This is a genomic window from Legionella sp. PATHC032 (genome assembly GCF_026191185.1).
GTDB lineage: Bacteria > Pseudomonadota > Gammaproteobacteria > Legionellales > Legionellaceae > Legionella.
This window is the reverse complement of sequence record NZ_JAPHOV010000001.1, coordinates 1,298,757-1,317,183: the sequence shown is the minus strand read 5'-3', so window position 1 is coordinate 1,317,183 and position 18,427 is coordinate 1,298,757. Positions and strand designations below refer to the sequence as shown.

The following is an 18,427-nucleotide window of genomic DNA, read 5'->3' as shown; positions in this document are numbered from 1 at the left end:
TGCCTACAAATTTAGAGATATCCGCTGTATGACGTAAATTGAGAATAAAAAGGTTAATTGCCAATTTATTTTTAAAGACAATCTTTTATTTGCCATAATACCTGCGCATCAAATCCAATGCCTGTGTTACAACATTCATTCTGGGGACCGCATCATTAAGCGGTTCTGCCTTCACACCCGTAATTGTAATTCTTCCGGAGGTTTCTAATGTTGTAGTGCGATCTGCTTCAAGAATTCCCATGTTAATATAACTGCCTACCAGTAGAAATGAGGCTCGCTTGCCCTCAATCAGCAAATTATATCCGATACTGTAATCAGAAACAGGATTTTTACAAGCAAATAAACGCTGTAATATTGTAGGAATAATATCATAACTACTAGTGAGATAGTCAAAACGACGAGCTAACTCCCCAGGCCAATGAATAATCAAAGGAACCTGAAGTTGAATCGGAGTAAAATTACTGGTATGTCCCCAATAATTTTGACGATTATCATTAAATTCTTGACCATGATCAGAGGTAATTATAATGATACTGTTTTTTAAATACCCTTTTTTTTCGATTACCTCTAATACTTTCGAAATTTCGTGGTCAATAAATGTAACTGTATTCAAATAGCGATTGTAGTAAGGTAATGGATCGACATGATTTGTCATTCCGATTCGTGCACATTCTTCTATTGCGGGTTTATACAACTGCGGAAAACTTTGATATCTACAATAGTCATGAGGCGCGTTGTAAAAAATATGAAGAAAAAAAGGGTTATTTGCTTTACGATCTCTTAAAAACTGGATAGCTTCTCTCGTGGAATATCTGTCCTTTTCTCCGGTATCATCTATTGGTGCTCCATTGACATTGAGATTGGCAATTTTTTTATAAATAGTCTGATGTAATGGAAGTGGAGCCATAGAGCCAGACCAAATAATTTTTGTCTGATAATCATGTTGTAATAATAAATCGATTAAAACTGGTGATTTTTTTTGCTCGAAGACTGACGTCGAGTAATTACTGGGAATCGAATAAAATAATGAAAATAATCCTGGATGCGTAGCATTTCCAGCACTCATATGCTGAAAAAATCGCCAACTTTTTTTTGCAAATTGTGCCGTATTCGGCATATATTTTTCTTTTAGGGAATCAAACCGAAGTGAGTCTACCATGATGAGGATAATGTTATCAGGTTTTTCACGCCTCTTACACTGTAAGGGATGTAAGGGATAACGTAATGGATAATTGGGGAAAAGAGGCTGTGTAAAATAATGCTCACTGTAGCGGCGTAATATATCATCAGCGTTTTTATCAGGGATAGTATAAGCAATGAGTTGATTATAAAGTGGCAAATTAGGTATTTGCTGAGCAAACAAATTATTATTTTGTGCTATCGATAAGAGCAATATAAAATAACTTATTAAAGCGCCACCAAGCCAAAATAATGAAATAGTTTTACCAATTTTTAAACATTCTTTTAAAACTATTTTTTTCCATACCAACCAGGCAATAATAGATTCCAGAAAGAATATAAAGACTATCATACAAAAAGACAGAATCAGCTCATATCTGGAAAAGGTAAAAATGACACTCCATTCCGAATTAAAAACAAACGATAAAATTGTTTTGTTAAGATGAAACTTAAACATTGAAAAAACTTGACTATCAACAAATAAAAAAATAAGACTTGTGGTAGCCGCAATAACACTGATAATCCAAATCATTCGTTTATAGGGTAAAAAAAATGCCATTATTATTATTGGTATTGCAGGGACAAAAGCTAAAAACATCATGTAAGAAAGATAATTTAAAACTGAGAAAACCAGAATGAGAATTTTTCCTGATAAACTTGAATAATCGGCGATATAATTTTTAAATAAAGAGGCATTTAATAAAATGGACTTTAAATACCCCAAGCCAACAAGCCAAAATATGAATGAGTTTATTAAAAAGAACCATCCAGCAAATCGCAAGATTAAATCATTTTTTTTTAGATATTTTTTTATATTCATTGCGAATTCAAATTTAATTTCGAATTTATCTTAATGAACAATCTAGTCAATAAATAGCAGTTAATTTATTCAATATACTTGTTTTAAAATTTTTGAAAGGTAATTGCATCCTATATTAAATTAAGCATTTGGTAGATGTCCATTCTGATTCAATAAAACCGCATAGAAGGAACAATTATTCAGCAATCCTCCGCCATGTTGTTCCTGTTGCACCATCTTCCAGCTCTATGCCTTTGCTCAATAAATCAGCCCTAATCTGATCTGCCTTTGTCCAGTTGCGTTCAGCTCGCGCCTGAAGACGCTCTGCAATCAGTTGCTCTATAGCCAATTTTTCTTCCTCTGGCAAACCAGATTGCAGGAATGATTCGGGATCTTTTTGTAAAACTCCAAGAATACCAGCTAGATTCTTCAGAGTATTAGCCAATATGGGTGAATTACTTTTATTTACCTCATGAGCTAATTGGAAAAGAACAGATAAAGCAATAGGGGTATTGAAATCATCATTCATTGCCTGATTAAATTGTTCTTGCCAATAATCATCCAGTTTACTATCTGCAGTTTGTGGCGGAACATCTTTAACTGCCTGATAAAGTCTGATAAGAGCTTTCTTGGCATTTAATAAATTATCTTCTGAATAATTCAAAGGACTGCGATAATGACTGCTTAATAGAAAATAGCGGATGACTTCCGGGTGATGTTCTTTTAAAACATCGGCAATAGTGTAAAAATTCCCTATTGATTTTGCCATTTTTTCGCCATTGACCTGCAACATGCCAACATGTAGCCAATAATTAGCAAAAGGTTTACCCGTAGCCGCTTCACTTTGAGCAATTTCATTTTCATGATGTGGAAATTGCAAATCCAATCCACCTCCATGAATATCAAATTGCTCACCTAATTCATGCATAGCCATAGCTGAACACTCAATATGCCATCCAGGCCGCCCTTCCCCCCAAGGTGAAGGCCAACTGGGTTCACCTGGCTTTGCTTTTTTCCATAACACAAAATCAAGTGGTGAGCGTTTTTCTTTTACAATCTCTACGCGAGAACCCGAAACCAAACCTTCAATATCCTTATGCGATAATTTCCCATATTCGGGAAAAGTATCTACTTCATAGCACACATCATCATTCTCACTGATATACGCGTTGCCATTATCAAGTAAGCGTTGAATCAAGCGAATGATAGTTTCAATGTGTCCGGTTGCCCTTGGCTCATGATCAGGAGGCAAAATATTTAATGCATGAGTATCATTATTCATTGCCTCAATATATTGTGCAGTCAACTCATTGATGGATACACCTCTCTCTGAGGCCCTGGCAATGATTTTATCATCTATATCCGTAATATTTCTGACATAAGTTACATCAAAACCTTGTGAGCGCAGGTAGCGAACTATTACATCAAAAGCAACCATTGAACGTGCATGCCCTAAATGGCAGTGGTCATATACAGTAATTCCGCAAACATACATCCCTATCTTTCCGGGCCTCAAGGAAACAAATGGTTCTTTTTTTCTGGTCAAAGAATTATATAAATGTAACATGTCTGCCCCTCAACTCACTTTACCCCAAGTGTCCTTTAAATCCACTACCCGATGAAAGGCTTGAACACAGCCCTCAGCCACCGAATTGACGCAATAATAGCCTAAACGCTCAAATTGAAAAACATCACCTTCTGCCTGCTGCACCATTGCCGGTTCACAGAATCCCTGGAGGGTTTGTAAAGAGTTATGATTCAGAAACTGAAAATAATCTTCTTCCCGTGCAGGATTGGGGTCTGTAAATAACCGGTCATATTGATAAATAGTGACAGGATAAGCATGTGAAGAAGACACCCAATGAATAACGCCCTTCACCTTACGATCTTCCGGATTTTTACCGAGAGTATTTTCATCATAAGTACAATGCAATTCTGTTACTTCACCTTGGTCATTACGGATAACTTCCTGGCACTTTATAACATAGGCATGACGCAGACGTACTTCAGCTCCAGGAGATAATCGGAAATATTTATTAGGCGGATTTTCCATAAAATCAGACTTTTCAATATAAATTTCACGGGAAAAGGGTAAATTCCTGCTCTCTGATTCAGGATTTTGAGGGTAGAAAGCTGCTTGAAGTTGTTCTACTTTATTTTCCGGGTAATTTACAATAACAACCTTTAAGGGTTCCATAACACAAAGAGCCCGTTTCGCAGTTTTATTAAATTCAGCGCGAACACATTCCTCAAGTAAAGTCATATCAATGACGGAATCACTTCTTGATATGCCAATTATTTCACAGAATTGTCGAATTGCAGCAGGTGGATACCCCCTTTTGCGCATACCTCGTAATGTGGGCAATCGTGGGTCATCCCATCCTGTAACTATCTTTTTTTCAACCAATTCACGTAACTTTCTCTTACTCGTGACGGTATGGGATAAATTTAATCTGGCAAATTCGGTTTGTACTGGTTTGGCAGGTAAAGGTAAATTATCAACCAGCCAATCATATAAAGGTCTATGATCCTGAAACTCCAACGTACATAAAGAATGTGTTATTTTTTCCAAAGCATCAGAAATAGGATGAGCATAATCATACATAGGATAAATACACCATTCATCTCCTGTGCGCTGATGCGACGCATGGCGTATACGATATAAAACCGGATCACGCATATTCAAATTACCTGATTTCATATCTATTTTTGCTCTCAAAACATGAGTTCCATCAGGAAACTCACCCGCTTTCATCCGAGCGAACAAATCCAGATTCTCTTCGACTGTTCTGTTTCTATAAGGACTTTCACGCCCTGGTTCTTGTAAAGTACCGCGAAAAGCACGAATTTCTTCCATACTCAAGCTATCGACATAAGCCATATCTTTCTTAATAAGATAAATGGCTAACTCATACAGCTCATGATAGTAGTCGGATGAATGTGTCATGGCACACCATTCAAATCCCAGCCAACGAACATCATCAATGATCGCGTTTACATATTCTTCCTCTTCTTTAATTGGATTGGTATCATCAAAACGTAAAAAACATTTTCCCTTAAACTCTTCTGCCAAGCCAAAATTAAGACAAATAGACTTGGCATGTCCAACATGGAGATATCCATTGGGTTCAGGAGGGAAACGAGTTACGACTCCTTGATGTTTTCCATTTGCCAAATCATCTATAATAAGTTGTCTAATAAAGTGAGCTCTTTTTTCAGTTTGTTCTGTCATACCATACTTCCAATATTATCGATTGCTTGCCTCATAGAACTCAATAGAGCCCCGCTTGCTTGCAGCGGATCTTTCTTGGCCTCATAGGCTTCAATGATTTCATTTATTAGTGCCGCCCCAACAATGACCCCATCAGCAAATTCAGCAACTTGTGCAGCCATTTCCGGCGTTTTTATTCCAAACCCAACCATTAGAGGTAACTTTGATTGTGCCTTTCGTTGCAGATATTGGGCTTTTAATTCGGGCAACTTAAGCGCATCAGAACCAGTAACTCCCTTTAATGAAACATAATACAGATAGCCATTGGCATGCTGATTGATATAATTCATTCTTTCAGCTGAGGTGGTTGGTGAACATAAATAAATACTGTACAAACCGTGTTTTTGCCAAACTCGCGATACTCCATCAGCTTCCTCAGGAGGCAAATCAACCAATATTGTTCCATCAACGCCGGCTTCTACTGCCTGCTGGGCAAAAAGATCATAGCCATATTGTTCTATAGGATTCAAATATCCCATAAGAATCACAGGCGTTTCGGTATCCGTTTTACGAAATTGCCTAACCATATTCAATACATCATCGCAATGAATTGAATGCGCTAAAGCTCGTTCCATTGCTCTTTGTATCACAGGACCTTCGGCCATAGGGTCAGAAAATGGTATTCCCAGCTCCAATACATCCGCTCCCGATTTAACCAATTGATGCATTAAACTTACTGTTATCTCAGGGTGCGGATCACCTGCAGTAATATAAGGACTTAACATTTTTTTTCTATTGGCTTTTAAATTTTCCAGAGTCTTATCAATTCGGTTCATGTTGTACCTGAATAATTTATCAAAATTAAATTGTTATACCGTCAATAGCAGCTACTGTATGCATATCTTTATCACCACGACCAGATAGATTGACTATGATACTCTGTTCTTTTGACATGGTTTTAGCCAATTGTATGGCATAGGCTACCGCATGGCTAGATTCTAATGCTGGAATAATCCCTTCCGTATGAGTTAACAGGCGAAACGCATCTAAGGCTTCGGAGTCGTTTATTGCTTTATAAATGACTCGTCCAGTATCTTTTAAATAAGCATGCTCAGGCCCAACCCCAGGATAATCCAGCCCAGCTGATACGGAATGGGTGTCTTTCACCTGTCCATACTCATCGCACAGTAAATAGGTTCTATTGCCGTGCAACACACCAGGCTTTCCAGCGATGAGAGAGGCAGAATGCTCCCCGGTTTCTATACCCTTACCCCCAGCTTCAATACCATAAATCATGACAGATTGATCATTCAAAAAGGGATAAAACAAACCTATTGCATTGGATCCACCTCCGACACAAGCTACCAGAGCGTCTGGCAAACGTCCTGTTTTTTCCATATGTTGAGCACGAGCTTCGACACCAATAATCGCTTGAAAGTCTCTTACCATTTGAGGATAAGGATGGGGACCTGCAACCGTACCAATGATATAGAATGTGTCATCGACATGACTCACCCAATCTCTCAATGCTTCATTTAAAGCATCTTTCAAGGTCTTTGATCCTGAGGTGACAGGCACTACTTCAGCACCTAACAATTTCATCCTATAAACATTACTGGATTGACGCTTGATATCTTCAGACCCCATGTACACAACGCATTGAAACCCAAATTTAGCGGCAACTGTAGCAGTGGCAACACCATGTTGACCTGCACCCGTTTCTGCGATCACTCGAGTTTTCCCCATGCGTTTGGCGAGTAAAGCTTGTCCAATAGTATTATTGATTTTATGAGCACCCGTATGATTTAAATCTTCGCGCTTGAGATAAATTTGTGCACCACCTATTTTTTTGCTTAAGTGTACCGCGTGATACAGAGGATTAGGTCGCCCCACATAATCTTTTAATTCTGTCTGTAGTTCAGCCAGAAAATGCGGATCGTTGCGATATTTGGTATAAGCATGCTCTAATTGCTTTAAAGCATGAACTAAGGTATCGGCTACAAACATACCGCCATAGGGGCCAAAATGGCCAAACTCATCTGGAAGCTCTTTTTTACTCATACTATCCCCATATTGCCTTTATAAATCGGCTCATTTTCAAATGATCTTTTACTCCAGGTGAAGCTTCTATACCACTGCATACATCCACTGCATAAGGATGACATGTGGTTGTTGCCTCTAAAATGTTAGATTCATTCAAACCACCTGCCAATATGTAAGGCTTGGATAAATTCTCAGGAATTATATTCCAGTCAAAAGTTAATCCCGTTCCTCCTCGCTCCTTGTCTGATGGCGTATCCAATAATAGAGCGCTTGCATCAAAAAACTCATCAACAGCACTTTGGATTTGCATTGTTGTCTTAGGATGAATAGCTTTGATAAAAGGCTTATTAAATTGCCTGCAAAATTCTGAAGATTCCTCGCCATGAAATTGCAATAACTGCACAGGAATTTCATTAATTATCTGTTGAACAAAAGATTGTTCTGGATTTACCAAAACTGCAACAATATCAACAAATGGAGGTATATTATTGACTATTATCTTGGCTTTTTCCAGTGAGACATTACGCAAACTTTTGGGATAAAATATTAAGCCAATGGCGTCAATCCCTAAATCAATGGCATATTGAATATCTTCTGAACGCGTCATTCCGCACATTTTGATTCTTATACGAGATGGATTCAATTATTTCTCCCAAAGAAACAAAGGGCCAGGACTATTTAGCAACAATCCAAATTCCTTGGGATAAGTAACCTGAACCAAATATAGACCATACGACGGTGCGGTTTCAGCGCCTAATTTTCTGTCCTTTGCATTTAAAACGTCTTTAACCCAACCAACAGGGTGTTTTCCCGATCCAACAGCAATCAATACACCAGCTATATTTCTTACCATATGATGTAAAAAAGCATTCGCTGTAATATCAAGAACAATCAAATCACCATGTCTTGTAACTTGCAATTGATGAATATTACGCATTGGTGTATTAGATTGACATTCGACGGAACGGAATGAAGTAAAATCGTTTTCCCCCAGAAGACATTGCCCCCCCTGGTGCATCAAACGATGATCCAGTTGCCGATATTGCCATGTTACATTGCTGCGTAACAAACCTGGCCGTATAGCTCCATTATAAATGACATAGCGATACCGTCGACTAATAGCAGAATAACGGGCATGAAAATTTTCTGGCATTTCCTTACCCCATTTGACGCAGATGTCTTTAGGTAAAAAGGTATTAGCGCCATGTATCCAGGCTCGTATGCTACGCTCTTTCTGACAATCAAAATGAATCACCTGATTGGTCGCATGGACCCCAGTATCTGTTCTACCTGCGCAGACAACAGAAATAGAACTGTCTGCAACTTTAGATAATGCAAATTCAACAGCTTGTTGAATAGTATGCAAACCCGTTTGAGCTTGCCAGCCATGATATTGGCTACCATCGTATTCAACCACTAAGGCAATACGCATTCAATTTTCCTGATAAAAGGGTCAATTTATAACACCCTCTTTGTTTTGTCTATAATTTTTAGAGTATTAACTCCTTGCCTGTATGGGTTTCATCATTTTTTATGGACTCAAACTATTTTATTCAACCTAAATATGCCAAACTGGAGTTGATTAAAATTAATCCTGGTGAGGAAATTTGAATAGTAGGAGTTAAATTCGTTATAGTACTTCTATTCTAGTTATAATCAAAAATAAGAGATCCTTATGAAAATTTTGGTAACAGGCGCATCTGGTTTTATCGCTTCACAGTTTGTTACCGATCTAATTATTGATGGACATGAAATCATTTGTTGTGTACGGAATATCAAATACACACAAAGGATTTTCCCTAGAGCAAAAGTTATCTTTTGTGATTTTATTAATGATACCAAACCTGAACTCTGGTCAGAAAGATTGCAGGGAATTGATGTAGTTATCAATTGTGTAGGGATTTTATACCACCCTGATGAGAGAATCATATGGAATATTCATTATGAAACTCCAAAAGCACTTTTTGATGCGTGTATAAGCTCTGGTGTAAAAAAAATTATTCAAATATCCGCTTTGGGAATTGATAAAGTTGATGTGAGTTATGCTGCGAGCAAAAAAGCGATAGATGATTATTTACTGACTCTCCCTATCCCATCAGTTATAGTAAGACCCTCATATGTGTATGGAAAAGGCTCTTATGGAGGGTCCTCTTTATTTAGAGGAATTGCTGGAACACCTTTTTTTACCACCATACCTGGGGAGGGAACACAAAAATTTCAACCTATCTCTCTAAATGACTTATCCCAAGCAATAGTACGATTGGTGAGTGCACCTGTAACCGAAACTATTATTTTGCATGCGGTAAGCAAAAAAATAATCACATTAAAAGAAATAATAATAAAACTGCGTTCCTGGCTTGGGTTGAGCAAAAACAGAATAATATATATTCCCTTGGCATTTATTCGCCTATTGACCCGATTTGGTGATTTACTCCCTTATTCAACTATTAACACTGTTTCGTATAAAATGCTTGCCAGCGACAATATTACTACTCAGGAAGAAACACAGCGATTCGCTGATTATGTTAACTTTACCCCAAGAGACTATGAAGAAGGTCTCTATAGTCAACCGAGTTCGGTACAAGACCATTGGCATGCGCGATTATATTTTCTTAAACTCCCCTTAAGACTCGGAATATCCTTTGTCTGGATTTGGACAGCCTTATGTTGTTTGTTTTTTTATCCTAAAAGTGATTCGCTATCTTTGTTTGCTCAAATAGGTTTTTCATCCTTGTGGCAGTTATTCTTATTTTATACTTCCGCTTTATGGGATGGCCTTTTGGGCATAACCATGTTGTTTAATTATCGATTTAAATTGACCAGTATAATGCAACTGATTACGATTTCGATATACATGGTTATTATTACCATCAAACTGCCTTACCTTTGGTTGGATCCATTTGCTCCCATAGCCAAGAATATTCCTTTGTTAATAGCTATTTTAATAGGTCTGGGTTTGGAGTCTGATAAATAATGCTCTATTTCTATTTAAAATTTATCCATGTGCTGAGTTCAACAATACTTTTTGGTACAGGTATAGGAACAGCGACTGTGATGATTTATGGCCATAGAACAAAAAATCCGATTGTTATTGCTGCCATTTCAAAATATGTGGTTTTTGCTGATTGGATATTCACTGGTACATCTGGAATACTGCAACCACTTACAGGATTTGCCATGATTTATCTTGCGGGATTTTCCTGGACTTCTTTCTGGATACTGGGGTCAATTCTTGGGTATGTCGTTGCGGCATGTTGTTGGTTTCCTGTCGTCTACCTGCAAATCAAAATGAGGGATTTATCCATAGAGGCCGTAAAAAATAATACGACCTTACCAAAGAAATATCACCAATATTTCCTATATTGGTTTATTCTGGGTTGGCCAGCATTCTTAAGTCTTATTGGAGTATTTTATTTGATGACTAATAAGCCCGCCTTTTAAATAACGAAGATAAATATTACAGGGCTTAGGAAATACCCTAAGGTCAAGGGCAAAAAATGTTTTTAATGGGGAGTTTAGATAAATGAAATGACGGAATTAAAAAAGAGATTGGGTAGTCGTAAGTCCTGTGTTATTTATTGCTTTAATTGATCCAGTAACTGCCAGGCTTGCTCTTTTTGGCTGGCACTTCCATGCTCAATCACTTCCTCAAGAGAACTTCTTGCTGTTTCTATATCGCCCATACTAATATAGGTTTTTGCCAAATCTAACAAAGTATCTAATGCCTTCTTACTCTTCAATGGATTGGAGGTTTCATTGCTTTCACTGGATGACTTGGTGAATGCGGCCTCATCAACCGATTGAGATGTAGAAATACCTTTTTCTGTTTTTTCTTCCTGAGTAGACTTCTGGCCAAATTCTGTTATTTCTATAATATAGCCTTCCTTTTCCTCCTGTCTTATTTCAGGTTCGGATTCCAGATCTTCCATATCAAGATCTGAATTATCCAAATTAAACTTATTTTCCTTTGTAGAAAATTCTTCTGATTTTTTATCTTCATTTTTATCTGATTTCTCAATTTTTTGTTCATTCTTTAACGTTTTGTCAACATCACTGATAGTCAAAGGAATGAAGTCTATTCCATTATCACTATCATCTCCTTCATCTGTTGGTTCTTTTATTTTAGCTTTGGGCTTATCTTTGATTAATTCATGTAAACCAGACTCAAACTCTATTACCTCAGAACTTTGATGGTCTTCAGTTTGCTGAGTTTCATCCTCACTTAACTGAGAATTATCACCCTCATCATCTCTATTAACATCGAATTGCTCAGGTTCCATAACAGGCTCAAACATAATTTGATTTTCTCCAGCTTGGGCCTCTGGTTTAACCTGAACCTCTGGTTTAACCTGAACTTCTGGTTCTAATTCTATATCTTCTTTTACTCTTAACTGTTCTATATCTCCAAGATAAGTCACATCCTCAACTGATTCAGACTCTACCGCATCAATTTTTTGTATTTTATCCCTTTCTTTAGGTTGAAACTCACCCAAATCCGCTTTAGCAAAGGGAGTTCCAGTTTCTTTTTCATTATCAAATACCTTTTCTTGAGTTGAGGATATGGAAGTTTCCTTATCATCTGTCTGGGTATTTAGTCCATATTTCACGGGTTCAACTAAAGGCATAAATGGCTTGAGGCTTGAATCAGAATCTGTTTTGTAAGGAGAAATGCCTTCTCTATGTTGACGTTGCCTGAGGTACCAATAAGCAAACCCAGCCCCTCCTGCAGCAAATATCAATAAAATGATATACGGCCAAATGCTCACTCCTTGTTCATTCGTGGGAAGTGAACTGGCCTGGGACGCAACAGCTTGGCGCTCCTTCAACATAGTTTGAACCTGCTTACGCATTAGCTCTATTTCTTTCTCACGTTTATCCAGCTTTTCCTGCAATTTTTTATTTTGCTCTTGTAGAATTCGTAATTGTTCCATCAATAATGCATTTGATTCTCGAACTGATTCAACTGCTGCTGTTGTAATTGAAATTTCTGCCTTAATTTTTTCATTTTGCTCCGATGTCTGTACTGTATTGTTGTTTTGCACAGGTTGCTGTTGGGTAGATGTATCTATCGAAACTGAAGTGCTATCGGGAATTAATTGTTGAAGTGTCGGAATGTTAGAGTTTACTCCAATAGTAAACTTTGGAATTACCGGGATTGAAGAAGCTTTAGTCTGTTTTGGAGTCATATCCACTATTGGACTATTGATGTATGGTGGGGCTAATACATGGTTAATAGATGCATGTTCATTCCAGGCTTTATCGTGAGCCATCACCTCTTCAATAGCCAAATCAGAAGGCACTTTTGCAATTTCTTGAGTTGATGGAATAACTAACCGAACACCGACTTTTAAACCATTTAGATTTCCATCTTTAAATGCTTCAGGATTCGCACCAACTATAGCTAATACAACCTGAGGCAAAATCAATTTTGAGGTTTTATATCTTTGAGCAATTTGCCATACGTTTTCATGGGTTACAGTTGGGCCATAAGTCGTTTTCTTTTTGCTATCATTTCTCGATACAGGGCTATGCTCTACTGTAGTAATCACAGTCTTTTCAATAACGCCAGGCTCATTACTGTAACTTGCAGATTTCTTCTTATAATAAACTGGCCTGCTTTGAGCGGTGGTAATTCCCAATTGATATCCAGGAGGATCTAATAATACTGTATAGGCCTTGTATAATTGACCTTTTGGCCAGGTTAGATCGACTACAATTTCCATATAAGGTTCAGTCATTCTTTCTGTAGACGATACTTTTACGACAGGAATACCTTTTTGATTTCTCTCAATCTGAAACCGTAGCAAAGACAAGACTGCTGCTCGTTCAAGTCCAATTTGTTCAAATTGCTCCGGATCAGCTAAACTTACTTTGATACTAGCAAGAGGATCTGCTCCTACATCTATTAATTCAATTTCGGCTGAAAAAGGCTGATCCAATGAGGACTGTACCTTCATTTCCCCTAAGCCAAGTGCATAAAGAGATATTGGCATAGTCAATGAGAATATAGCCGCATGCAGAACAGTTTTTTTCAATCAGAGCTCCATGCACCTGTGATATAAGATGTTGATGATTTAATTGCCTAAGTAAAAAGTATCATTATCCGTTAGTCTATTCAAGAAAACACGAAATTATTCCCTAAAAATCATAAGATAATATGTAAAATTGCATCACATATTTCATCTAATTTAACAAGCCAAATCAATTGTGACCTTTTTAAGGTCAAATCAGACAAAATTCATAATTCCAATAGGCCTTCAACTATAATTATTATTGAGGATTAGCAAAATTAAATTTGGAATAGCGATGAACAGAGAAAATGAAGTTATCGAAATATTTCTAATGGATATCAGCAAAAAGGAAAAATGCAAATTGTTACAGGATTTTCTTCTGGATTGTAAGAATGAAATGGAAGCTCAAGATCAGAACATGCATCCTGAGGTGCATCATAATTTATCACAAGCTTATCAACTGGCTCAAAATTATTTAAGAAAACTGGAAGAATAAGTGTATTTTCCTTGTTGCATATGAACCATATTGCATTAGAACAGCCTGTAATTCATAATGTACCCCATAAAAATTGTGAGAAGAAAATGCCTGCATCACTAATCGATGGAAGAGAAATCTCTGCCCTTCGCAGAAATGAACTAAAACAAAGAGTACAATACCATGTGGAGCAAGGGCGAAGGGCGCCAGGACTTGCTGTTGTTTTAATTGGCAATGACCCTGCTTCAGTAATTTATGTCAGTAATAAACGAAAAGCTTGTGAAGAAGTAGGGATCACCTCTCATTCTTACGATTTACCTGCTGAAACAACTCAGGAAGAATTAATTCAGCTGATCAACGAGCTAAATCAATCGGATAGAATTGATGGTATTTTAATTCAATTACCTTTGCCCAAACATATTAACGAAAGAACCATAATCGAACACATAAAGCCTGAGAAAGACGTGGATGGATTTCATCCTTATAATCTAGGCCGACTTGCTCAACGAAACCCTTTTTTAAGACCATGTACCCCCTTGGGGATTATGAATTTATTACATCACTATGAGCTCAATGTAAAAAGAAAACATGCCGTAGTGATTGGGGCATCCAATATTGTTGGAAGACCCATGAGCTTGGAGTTATTATTAGCTGGCGCTACTGTAACAATATGCCACAAGTTTACCCAACAATTACAGAAATTTGTTGAGCTTGCTGATTTTCTAATAGTAGCCACTGGAAAAATGGACGTCATAGCCACTGACTGGCTCAAAGAGCATCAGGTGGTGATTGATGTAGGAATGCATCGCTTGCCCGATGGCAGCATCAGAGGTGATGTTGATTTTAAGAAGGCAGTCGAAAAAGTGGCCTGGATCACACCAGTTCCAGGGGGAGTTGGCCCAATGACTATTGTCACTTTGCTTGAAAATACTATGATGTCAGCAGCAAGATTAAGAGAATGAAAATTATTTATCCAGTTCGTCCCAGTCAAATTCGCCGCTTAACTCATCAAAATCGTCTTTGAATTCTTCTTTTAGACGCTTGCGTTCAAGCCTATCTTCAAGCATACGCCTGATTTTCTTTTTTTGACTTAAATCATCGATATGATCATCAATTTCTTCATCATAGTTGTAATCCGAAAATGATTGATCCTCAAATTCTTCATGTAAACCCATCTCAGTCTCCCAATTTACTCCCCTCAAAAAAAGTATAGTGCATAAATTAAGGAATAAAGTAACTAAAGGCAAAATAGACCTCTTGTATAACCTGCTTATTTTGTTTCCGGGCAAGGCGTAAACGTTTTGAGGAGCGGAGTTTAGATGCATTAAATGAGCACCGCAGAAGCATTTGCAACTCAGCAGTAAAATAAAAGAGACAGGTTATACAAGAGGTCTAATGCGCAACTACAGTATAAACTATTATTTTGATATAATTTGGAAAATACCTTTCGAAGCCTTATTTCATGCTCAGTTATCAACATGGCTATCATGCCGGAAATTTTGCTGATGTAATCAAGCACATCACCCTGACTCGACTTTTGGTTTATCTGACTCACAAGGATAAGCCCTTATTCTATCTTGAAACCCACTCCGGACGAGGGATATATGATTTAAAAGACAAACAGTCTTTAAAAACAGAGGAATATAAGGAAGGAATTAATCCAGTGTGGCTCAATAGAGAGAATCTACCCTCCCTATTTCTCGAATATATTAGTGTAATCAAGCAAATAAATCTTAGTGCGACATTGCGTTATTATCCGGGTTCGCCCTATTTTGCAATCAGTCAATTGCGCTCCCAAGACCGATTATACTTATGTGAATTACACCCAACAGAACACAACGCCTTATTAAAGCTCCCTCATCTTAATAAGAAAGCTCATGTTAGCCACACAGATGGCGTTTCAATGTTGAAAGCTCTTTTACCGCCACCAGAAAAGCGCGGGGTAATTTTTGTTGATCCCTCATATGAAAGAAAAGAAGAATACAAAGAAATTCCAACCGCTATAAAAAACGCTTACTCAAAATTTTCTACCGGTGTATATTGCGTTTGGTATCCCGTTGTAAAAACAACATGGACTGAACAATTCCTAAGAAAAATGAAAGAGATTAGCACTAATTCAGTAAGGATTGAGTTTCACTTAAATCCACTCATAAAGGAAGGGATGACTGGTTGTGGTCTTTGGATAATTAATCCTCCCTATACTTTCCCGTCAGAAATCAAAGCCGTTTTAGAGACTTTAAAAACCTATTTTAACCCTGGCTCATCTTCCTATATCATTGAATTAGGTTCAAAACTATGCCACGAGTTATAAATCATGACGGTCTTGCCAATTTCAGCTTTTTCAGACAATTATATTTGGGTTTTTATTGATAAAATAGCTGGTGCATTCGATTGTGTCGATCCGGGAGAAGCGGCACAAATAATACGTTTTGCCCAATCCAAACAACTGACTCTACGAACGATATTATTAACTCACCACCACTATGATCATATAGGTGGCGTTGATTCGCTAGTTAAACAATGGCCATCATCTAAGGTCTATGGCCCCATAGATGAACGAATCAATAATGTAACCAACCCAGTTAAACAAGGACAATCCGTTCAAGTGGGCTCTCTTCACTTCCATATTTTATTTAATCCAGGGCATACATCTACCCATATAAGCTATTATGAACCACAACAAGGATGGTTATTTTGTGGAGATACTTTATTTTCTGCTGGTTGCGGTAGAGTGTTTGATGGAACTATAGAGGAATTGCATGAATCCCTGCTCTTATTTAAAAAACTCCCGCGAAATACTAAAGTTTTTTGTGCTCATGAATACACCTTACAAAATTTAAAATTTGCTCATACTGTTGAGCCCTGCAATTCATTAGTCATCAATTACATGCAACAAATTATGAAACAACCATCGCCTTGTACTCTACCGTCTACTATAGGCTTGGAATTATCAATTAATCCTTTTTTACGCACTGATGAAGAGCAAGTGAAACAGTATGCCCTCTCACATGGTGCGCGTTCTTCAGACTCTCTGGATGTTTTTAAAGTACTGAGAAATCAAAAAAATTTATTCAAATAATAAACCAAAAAGATTAAATTAATTACCATATGGATTAAATTAAATCAAAAAGGGTTTAATCCTTCTTTAATTTTTAGTAAACTGATTAGCCAATTATAATAACAGGTAAGACCATTGAATTGTAATTTATTGATTATAAAGAAATTTTCATTCTTCATCCTTATTTTTATTGGTATTTCCAGCAGTGCAATTTCTGGCACAACCCCAGATGTATGGGATGTATTACGTAGTGAATTTACCTTAAGCCATGAGGTAACCCGCCCAGAGGTACAAGAGCAAATCAGATGGCTAATTGCTCACCCTAGCTATATTAACAAAGTAAGCAGTCAATCCGAACCTTACATTTACCACGTGTTAGGTGAAATAAAGAAAAGAAAACTGCCTGGAGAGTTGGCACTACTCCCTATGATAGAAAGCGCGTACGATCCCTTCGCCTATTCAGGAGCAGGAGCTGCTGGTATATGGCAACTCATGCCTCGGACTGGAAGCGATCTGGGATTAAAGCAAGACTGGTGGTTTGATGGAAGACGTAGCATTGGCCCTTCAACCGATGCAGCTTTGAATTACCTCGTCTACCTAAATAAATATTTTAGCGGCAACTGGATTTTAGCCATCGCTGCTTATGACTCAGGGGAAGGAACGATTTCACGAGCGATCAAATCAACTGCACGTAACGGACGTTATGTTCAATTCTGGAATCTGCCGGTTCCCAGAGAAACTAAAGTCTACGTACCGCGTTTATTAGCCTTGGCAGAAATTATCAACAATCCAAAACGGTATAAAATAACACTTCCAAATATTCCCTATCTTCCCTATTTCGAAGAAGTTAATATTGGCAGTCAAATTGACTTAAATCATGCCGCTAAACTTGCTGGCATCAGTTATAAGGAGTTGATTAAATTAAATCCCGGTTATAACCGATGGACAACTGCACCTTATAAGCCATTCAAATTATTAATACCTGCTGAAAAAGTCGAAAGATTTAACTTGAATTTATCAAATATACCTGAAGATAAGCGCGTAAGCTGGACTAAACACCAAGTAAAAAGAGGTGATAGTTTGGATGCTATTGCAAAGAGATATCACACAACAGCGAACCTGATAAAACAACTCAATCAACTAACCAGCAATCAAGTGAAACCTAATCAATCTTTACTTATTCCTAGCAGCAAAAATTCCCCAGTCGTAGCTAAAATGCCTCCACAAGAAAAAAAACCTGCTGTCAAACAACCAGTACCAATGAAAAATATCCGCATTATTCACATCGTACGAAATAATGATAGCTATCAGAAAATTCAAAAAACTTATGGGGTTGCAGCTAAAGATATACAAAACTGGAATAAATTGGCAATGAACACGCCATTACGTAAAGGCCAGCGGCTGGTCATATGGAAAAGAGTCAAACAACCTATTGAATATATAGTAAAATCAGGAGATAGCTTGAGCGTTATTGCCAAAAAACACCAAACAAAAGTTAATACTATTATCAGCTTAAATCCAGGGCTTAAAAAATCAATGCTCCTTCGCTTGGGACAAAAGATATTAATTGGCTAGATTCTGTACATTATCACAATGTATACTGGATTTACTAATGTATCTGTTTAAAACACAAACGTGTTTTTGAGGAAAT

General features: G+C 37.4%; 16 protein-coding genes. 7 read left to right on the top strand and 9 right to left on the bottom strand.

Features of this window, described 5'->3' with window-relative positions; translation table 11 throughout:
* Positions 1-85: 85 nt before the first annotated feature.
* From OQJ02_RS06030 to truA, 7 genes are all read right to left on the bottom strand, one after another.
* Entirely contained in the window at positions 86-1,999 is a 1,914-nt protein-coding gene (locus tag OQJ02_RS06030) for a DUF3413 domain-containing protein (protein ID WP_265718329.1), read from the bottom strand.
* A 175-nt stretch (positions 2,000-2,174) separates the two neighbouring features.
* Positions 2,175-3,545, bottom strand: a complete 1,371-nt coding sequence (gene cysS, locus OQJ02_RS06025; protein ID WP_265718328.1) for a cysteine--tRNA ligase — start codon at positions 3,543-3,545, stop codon at positions 2,175-2,177.
* Positions 3,546-3,554: 9 nt separating this feature from the next.
* Positions 3,555-5,210 (bottom strand): glutamine--tRNA ligase/YqeY domain fusion protein, encoded by a 1,656-nt coding sequence (locus tag OQJ02_RS06020; protein ID WP_265718327.1) that lies wholly within the window; start codon positions 5,208-5,210, stop codon positions 3,555-3,557.
* Positions 5,207-6,025, bottom strand: a complete 819-nt coding sequence (gene trpA, locus OQJ02_RS06015) for a tryptophan synthase subunit alpha (RefSeq protein WP_265718326.1) — start codon at positions 6,023-6,025, stop codon at positions 5,207-5,209. The genes OQJ02_RS06020 and trpA overlap by 4 nt, the downstream gene beginning before the upstream one ends.
* Before the next feature lie 25 nt (positions 6,026-6,050).
* The gene (trpB, locus tag OQJ02_RS06010; protein ID WP_265718325.1) at positions 6,051-7,250 is read right to left on the bottom strand and encodes a tryptophan synthase subunit beta; all 1,200 of its coding nucleotides are present in this window, start codon (positions 7,248-7,250) and stop codon (positions 6,051-6,053) included.
* A gap of 1 nt (position 7,251) precedes the next feature.
* The gene (locus OQJ02_RS06005; protein ID WP_265718324.1) at positions 7,252-7,875 is read right to left on the bottom strand and encodes a phosphoribosylanthranilate isomerase; all 624 of its coding nucleotides are present in this window, start codon (positions 7,873-7,875) and stop codon (positions 7,252-7,254) included.
* Entirely contained in the window at positions 7,876-8,664 is a 789-nt protein-coding gene (gene truA / locus OQJ02_RS06000) for a tRNA pseudouridine(38-40) synthase TruA (protein ID WP_265718323.1), read from the bottom strand.
* 243 nt (positions 8,665-8,907) lie between these two features.
* Here truA and OQJ02_RS05995 point away from each other — a divergent pair, with 243 nt between their 5' ends.
* Both OQJ02_RS05995 and OQJ02_RS05990 read left to right on the top strand, forming a co-directional pair.
* Positions 8,908-10,206: an NAD(P)H-binding protein gene (locus tag OQJ02_RS05995; protein ID WP_265718322.1), complete on the top strand. Its 1,299-nt coding sequence runs from the start codon at positions 8,908-8,910 to the stop codon at positions 10,204-10,206.
* Complete coding sequence (locus OQJ02_RS05990) at positions 10,206-10,673, top strand: DUF2269 family protein (protein ID WP_265718321.1); 468 nt, start codon at positions 10,206-10,208, stop codon at positions 10,671-10,673. Before OQJ02_RS05995 ends, OQJ02_RS05990 begins: the two co-directional genes overlap by 1 nt.
* Before the next feature lie 134 nt (positions 10,674-10,807).
* On the opposite strand, the gene OQJ02_RS05985 is transcribed toward OQJ02_RS05990, so the two are convergent.
* Positions 10,808-13,267, bottom strand: coding sequence for a FimV/HubP family polar landmark protein (locus tag OQJ02_RS05985; RefSeq protein WP_265718320.1), 2,460 nt, complete (start codon positions 13,265-13,267; stop codon positions 10,808-10,810).
* 271 nt (positions 13,268-13,538) lie between these two features.
* Between OQJ02_RS05985 and OQJ02_RS05980 the strand changes: the two genes are divergently transcribed.
* Positions 13,539-13,739, top strand: a complete 201-nt coding sequence (locus OQJ02_RS05980) for a hypothetical protein (RefSeq protein ID WP_027221494.1) — start codon at positions 13,539-13,541, stop codon at positions 13,737-13,739.
* Between the two features lie 86 nt (positions 13,740-13,825).
* Positions 13,826-14,680: a bifunctional methylenetetrahydrofolate dehydrogenase/methenyltetrahydrofolate cyclohydrolase FolD gene (gene folD / locus OQJ02_RS05975; RefSeq protein ID WP_265718319.1), complete on the top strand. Its 855-nt coding sequence runs from the start codon at positions 13,826-13,828 to the stop codon at positions 14,678-14,680.
* A gap of 3 nt (positions 14,681-14,683) precedes the next feature.
* On the opposite strand, the gene OQJ02_RS05970 is transcribed toward folD, so the two are convergent.
* Positions 14,684-14,893, bottom strand: coding sequence for a PA3496 family putative envelope integrity protein (locus tag OQJ02_RS05970; RefSeq protein WP_265718318.1), 210 nt, complete (start codon positions 14,891-14,893; stop codon positions 14,684-14,686).
* A 287-nt stretch (positions 14,894-15,180) separates the two neighbouring features.
* Between OQJ02_RS05970 and OQJ02_RS05965 the strand changes: the two genes are divergently transcribed.
* From OQJ02_RS05965 to OQJ02_RS05955, 3 genes are all read left to right on the top strand, one after another.
* Positions 15,181-16,029 carry a 23S rRNA (adenine(2030)-N(6))-methyltransferase RlmJ gene (locus OQJ02_RS05965; RefSeq protein ID WP_265718317.1) on the top strand — a complete coding sequence of 283 codons (849 nt, stop codon included), beginning with the start codon at positions 15,181-15,183 and terminating at the stop codon, positions 16,027-16,029.
* A 3-nt stretch (positions 16,030-16,032) separates the two neighbouring features.
* Complete coding sequence (gloB, locus tag OQJ02_RS05960) at positions 16,033-16,797, top strand: hydroxyacylglutathione hydrolase (protein ID WP_265718316.1); 765 nt, start codon at positions 16,033-16,035, stop codon at positions 16,795-16,797.
* A 114-nt stretch (positions 16,798-16,911) separates the two neighbouring features.
* On the top strand, positions 16,912-18,351 hold the full coding sequence (locus OQJ02_RS05955) for a lytic transglycosylase (protein WP_265718315.1): 1,440 nt from the start codon (positions 16,912-16,914) through the stop codon (positions 18,349-18,351).
* Positions 18,352-18,427 lie beyond the last annotated feature (76 nt).

Excerpts from the sequence above, each read along its gene's own strand:
- OQJ02_RS06030 (WP_265718329.1), bottom strand. The coding sequence starts at position 1,999 with ATGAATATAAAAAAATATCTAAAAAAAAATGATTTAATCTTGCGATTT.
- cysS (WP_265718328.1), bottom strand. The coding sequence starts at position 3,545 with ATGTTACATTTATATAATTCTTTGACCAGAAAAAAAGAACCATTTGTT.
- OQJ02_RS06020 (WP_265718327.1), bottom strand. The coding sequence starts at position 5,210 with ATGACAGAACAAACTGAAAAAAGAGCTCACTTTATTAGACAACTTATT.
- trpA (WP_265718326.1), bottom strand. The coding sequence starts at position 6,025 with ATGAACCGAATTGATAAGACTCTGGAAAATTTAAAAGCCAATAGAAAA.
- trpB (WP_265718325.1), bottom strand. The coding sequence starts at position 7,250 with ATGAGTAAAAAAGAGCTTCCAGATGAGTTTGGCCATTTTGGCCCCTAT.
- truA (WP_265718323.1), bottom strand. The coding sequence starts at position 8,664 with ATGCGTATTGCCTTAGTGGTTGAATACGATGGTAGCCAATATCATGGC.
- OQJ02_RS05995 (WP_265718322.1), top strand. The coding sequence starts at position 8,908 with ATGAAAATTTTGGTAACAGGCGCATCTGGTTTTATCGCTTCACAGTTT.
- OQJ02_RS05990 (WP_265718321.1), top strand. The coding sequence starts at position 10,206 with ATGCTCTATTTCTATTTAAAATTTATCCATGTGCTGAGTTCAACAATA.
- OQJ02_RS05980 (WP_027221494.1), top strand. The coding sequence starts at position 13,539 with ATGAACAGAGAAAATGAAGTTATCGAAATATTTCTAATGGATATCAGC.
- folD (WP_265718319.1), top strand. The coding sequence starts at position 13,826 with ATGCCTGCATCACTAATCGATGGAAGAGAAATCTCTGCCCTTCGCAGA.
- OQJ02_RS05970 (WP_265718318.1), bottom strand. The coding sequence starts at position 14,893 with ATGGGTTTACATGAAGAATTTGAGGATCAATCATTTTCGGATTACAAC.
- OQJ02_RS05965 (WP_265718317.1), top strand. The coding sequence starts at position 15,181 with ATGCTCAGTTATCAACATGGCTATCATGCCGGAAATTTTGCTGATGTA.
- gloB (WP_265718316.1), top strand. The coding sequence starts at position 16,033 with ATGACGGTCTTGCCAATTTCAGCTTTTTCAGACAATTATATTTGGGTT.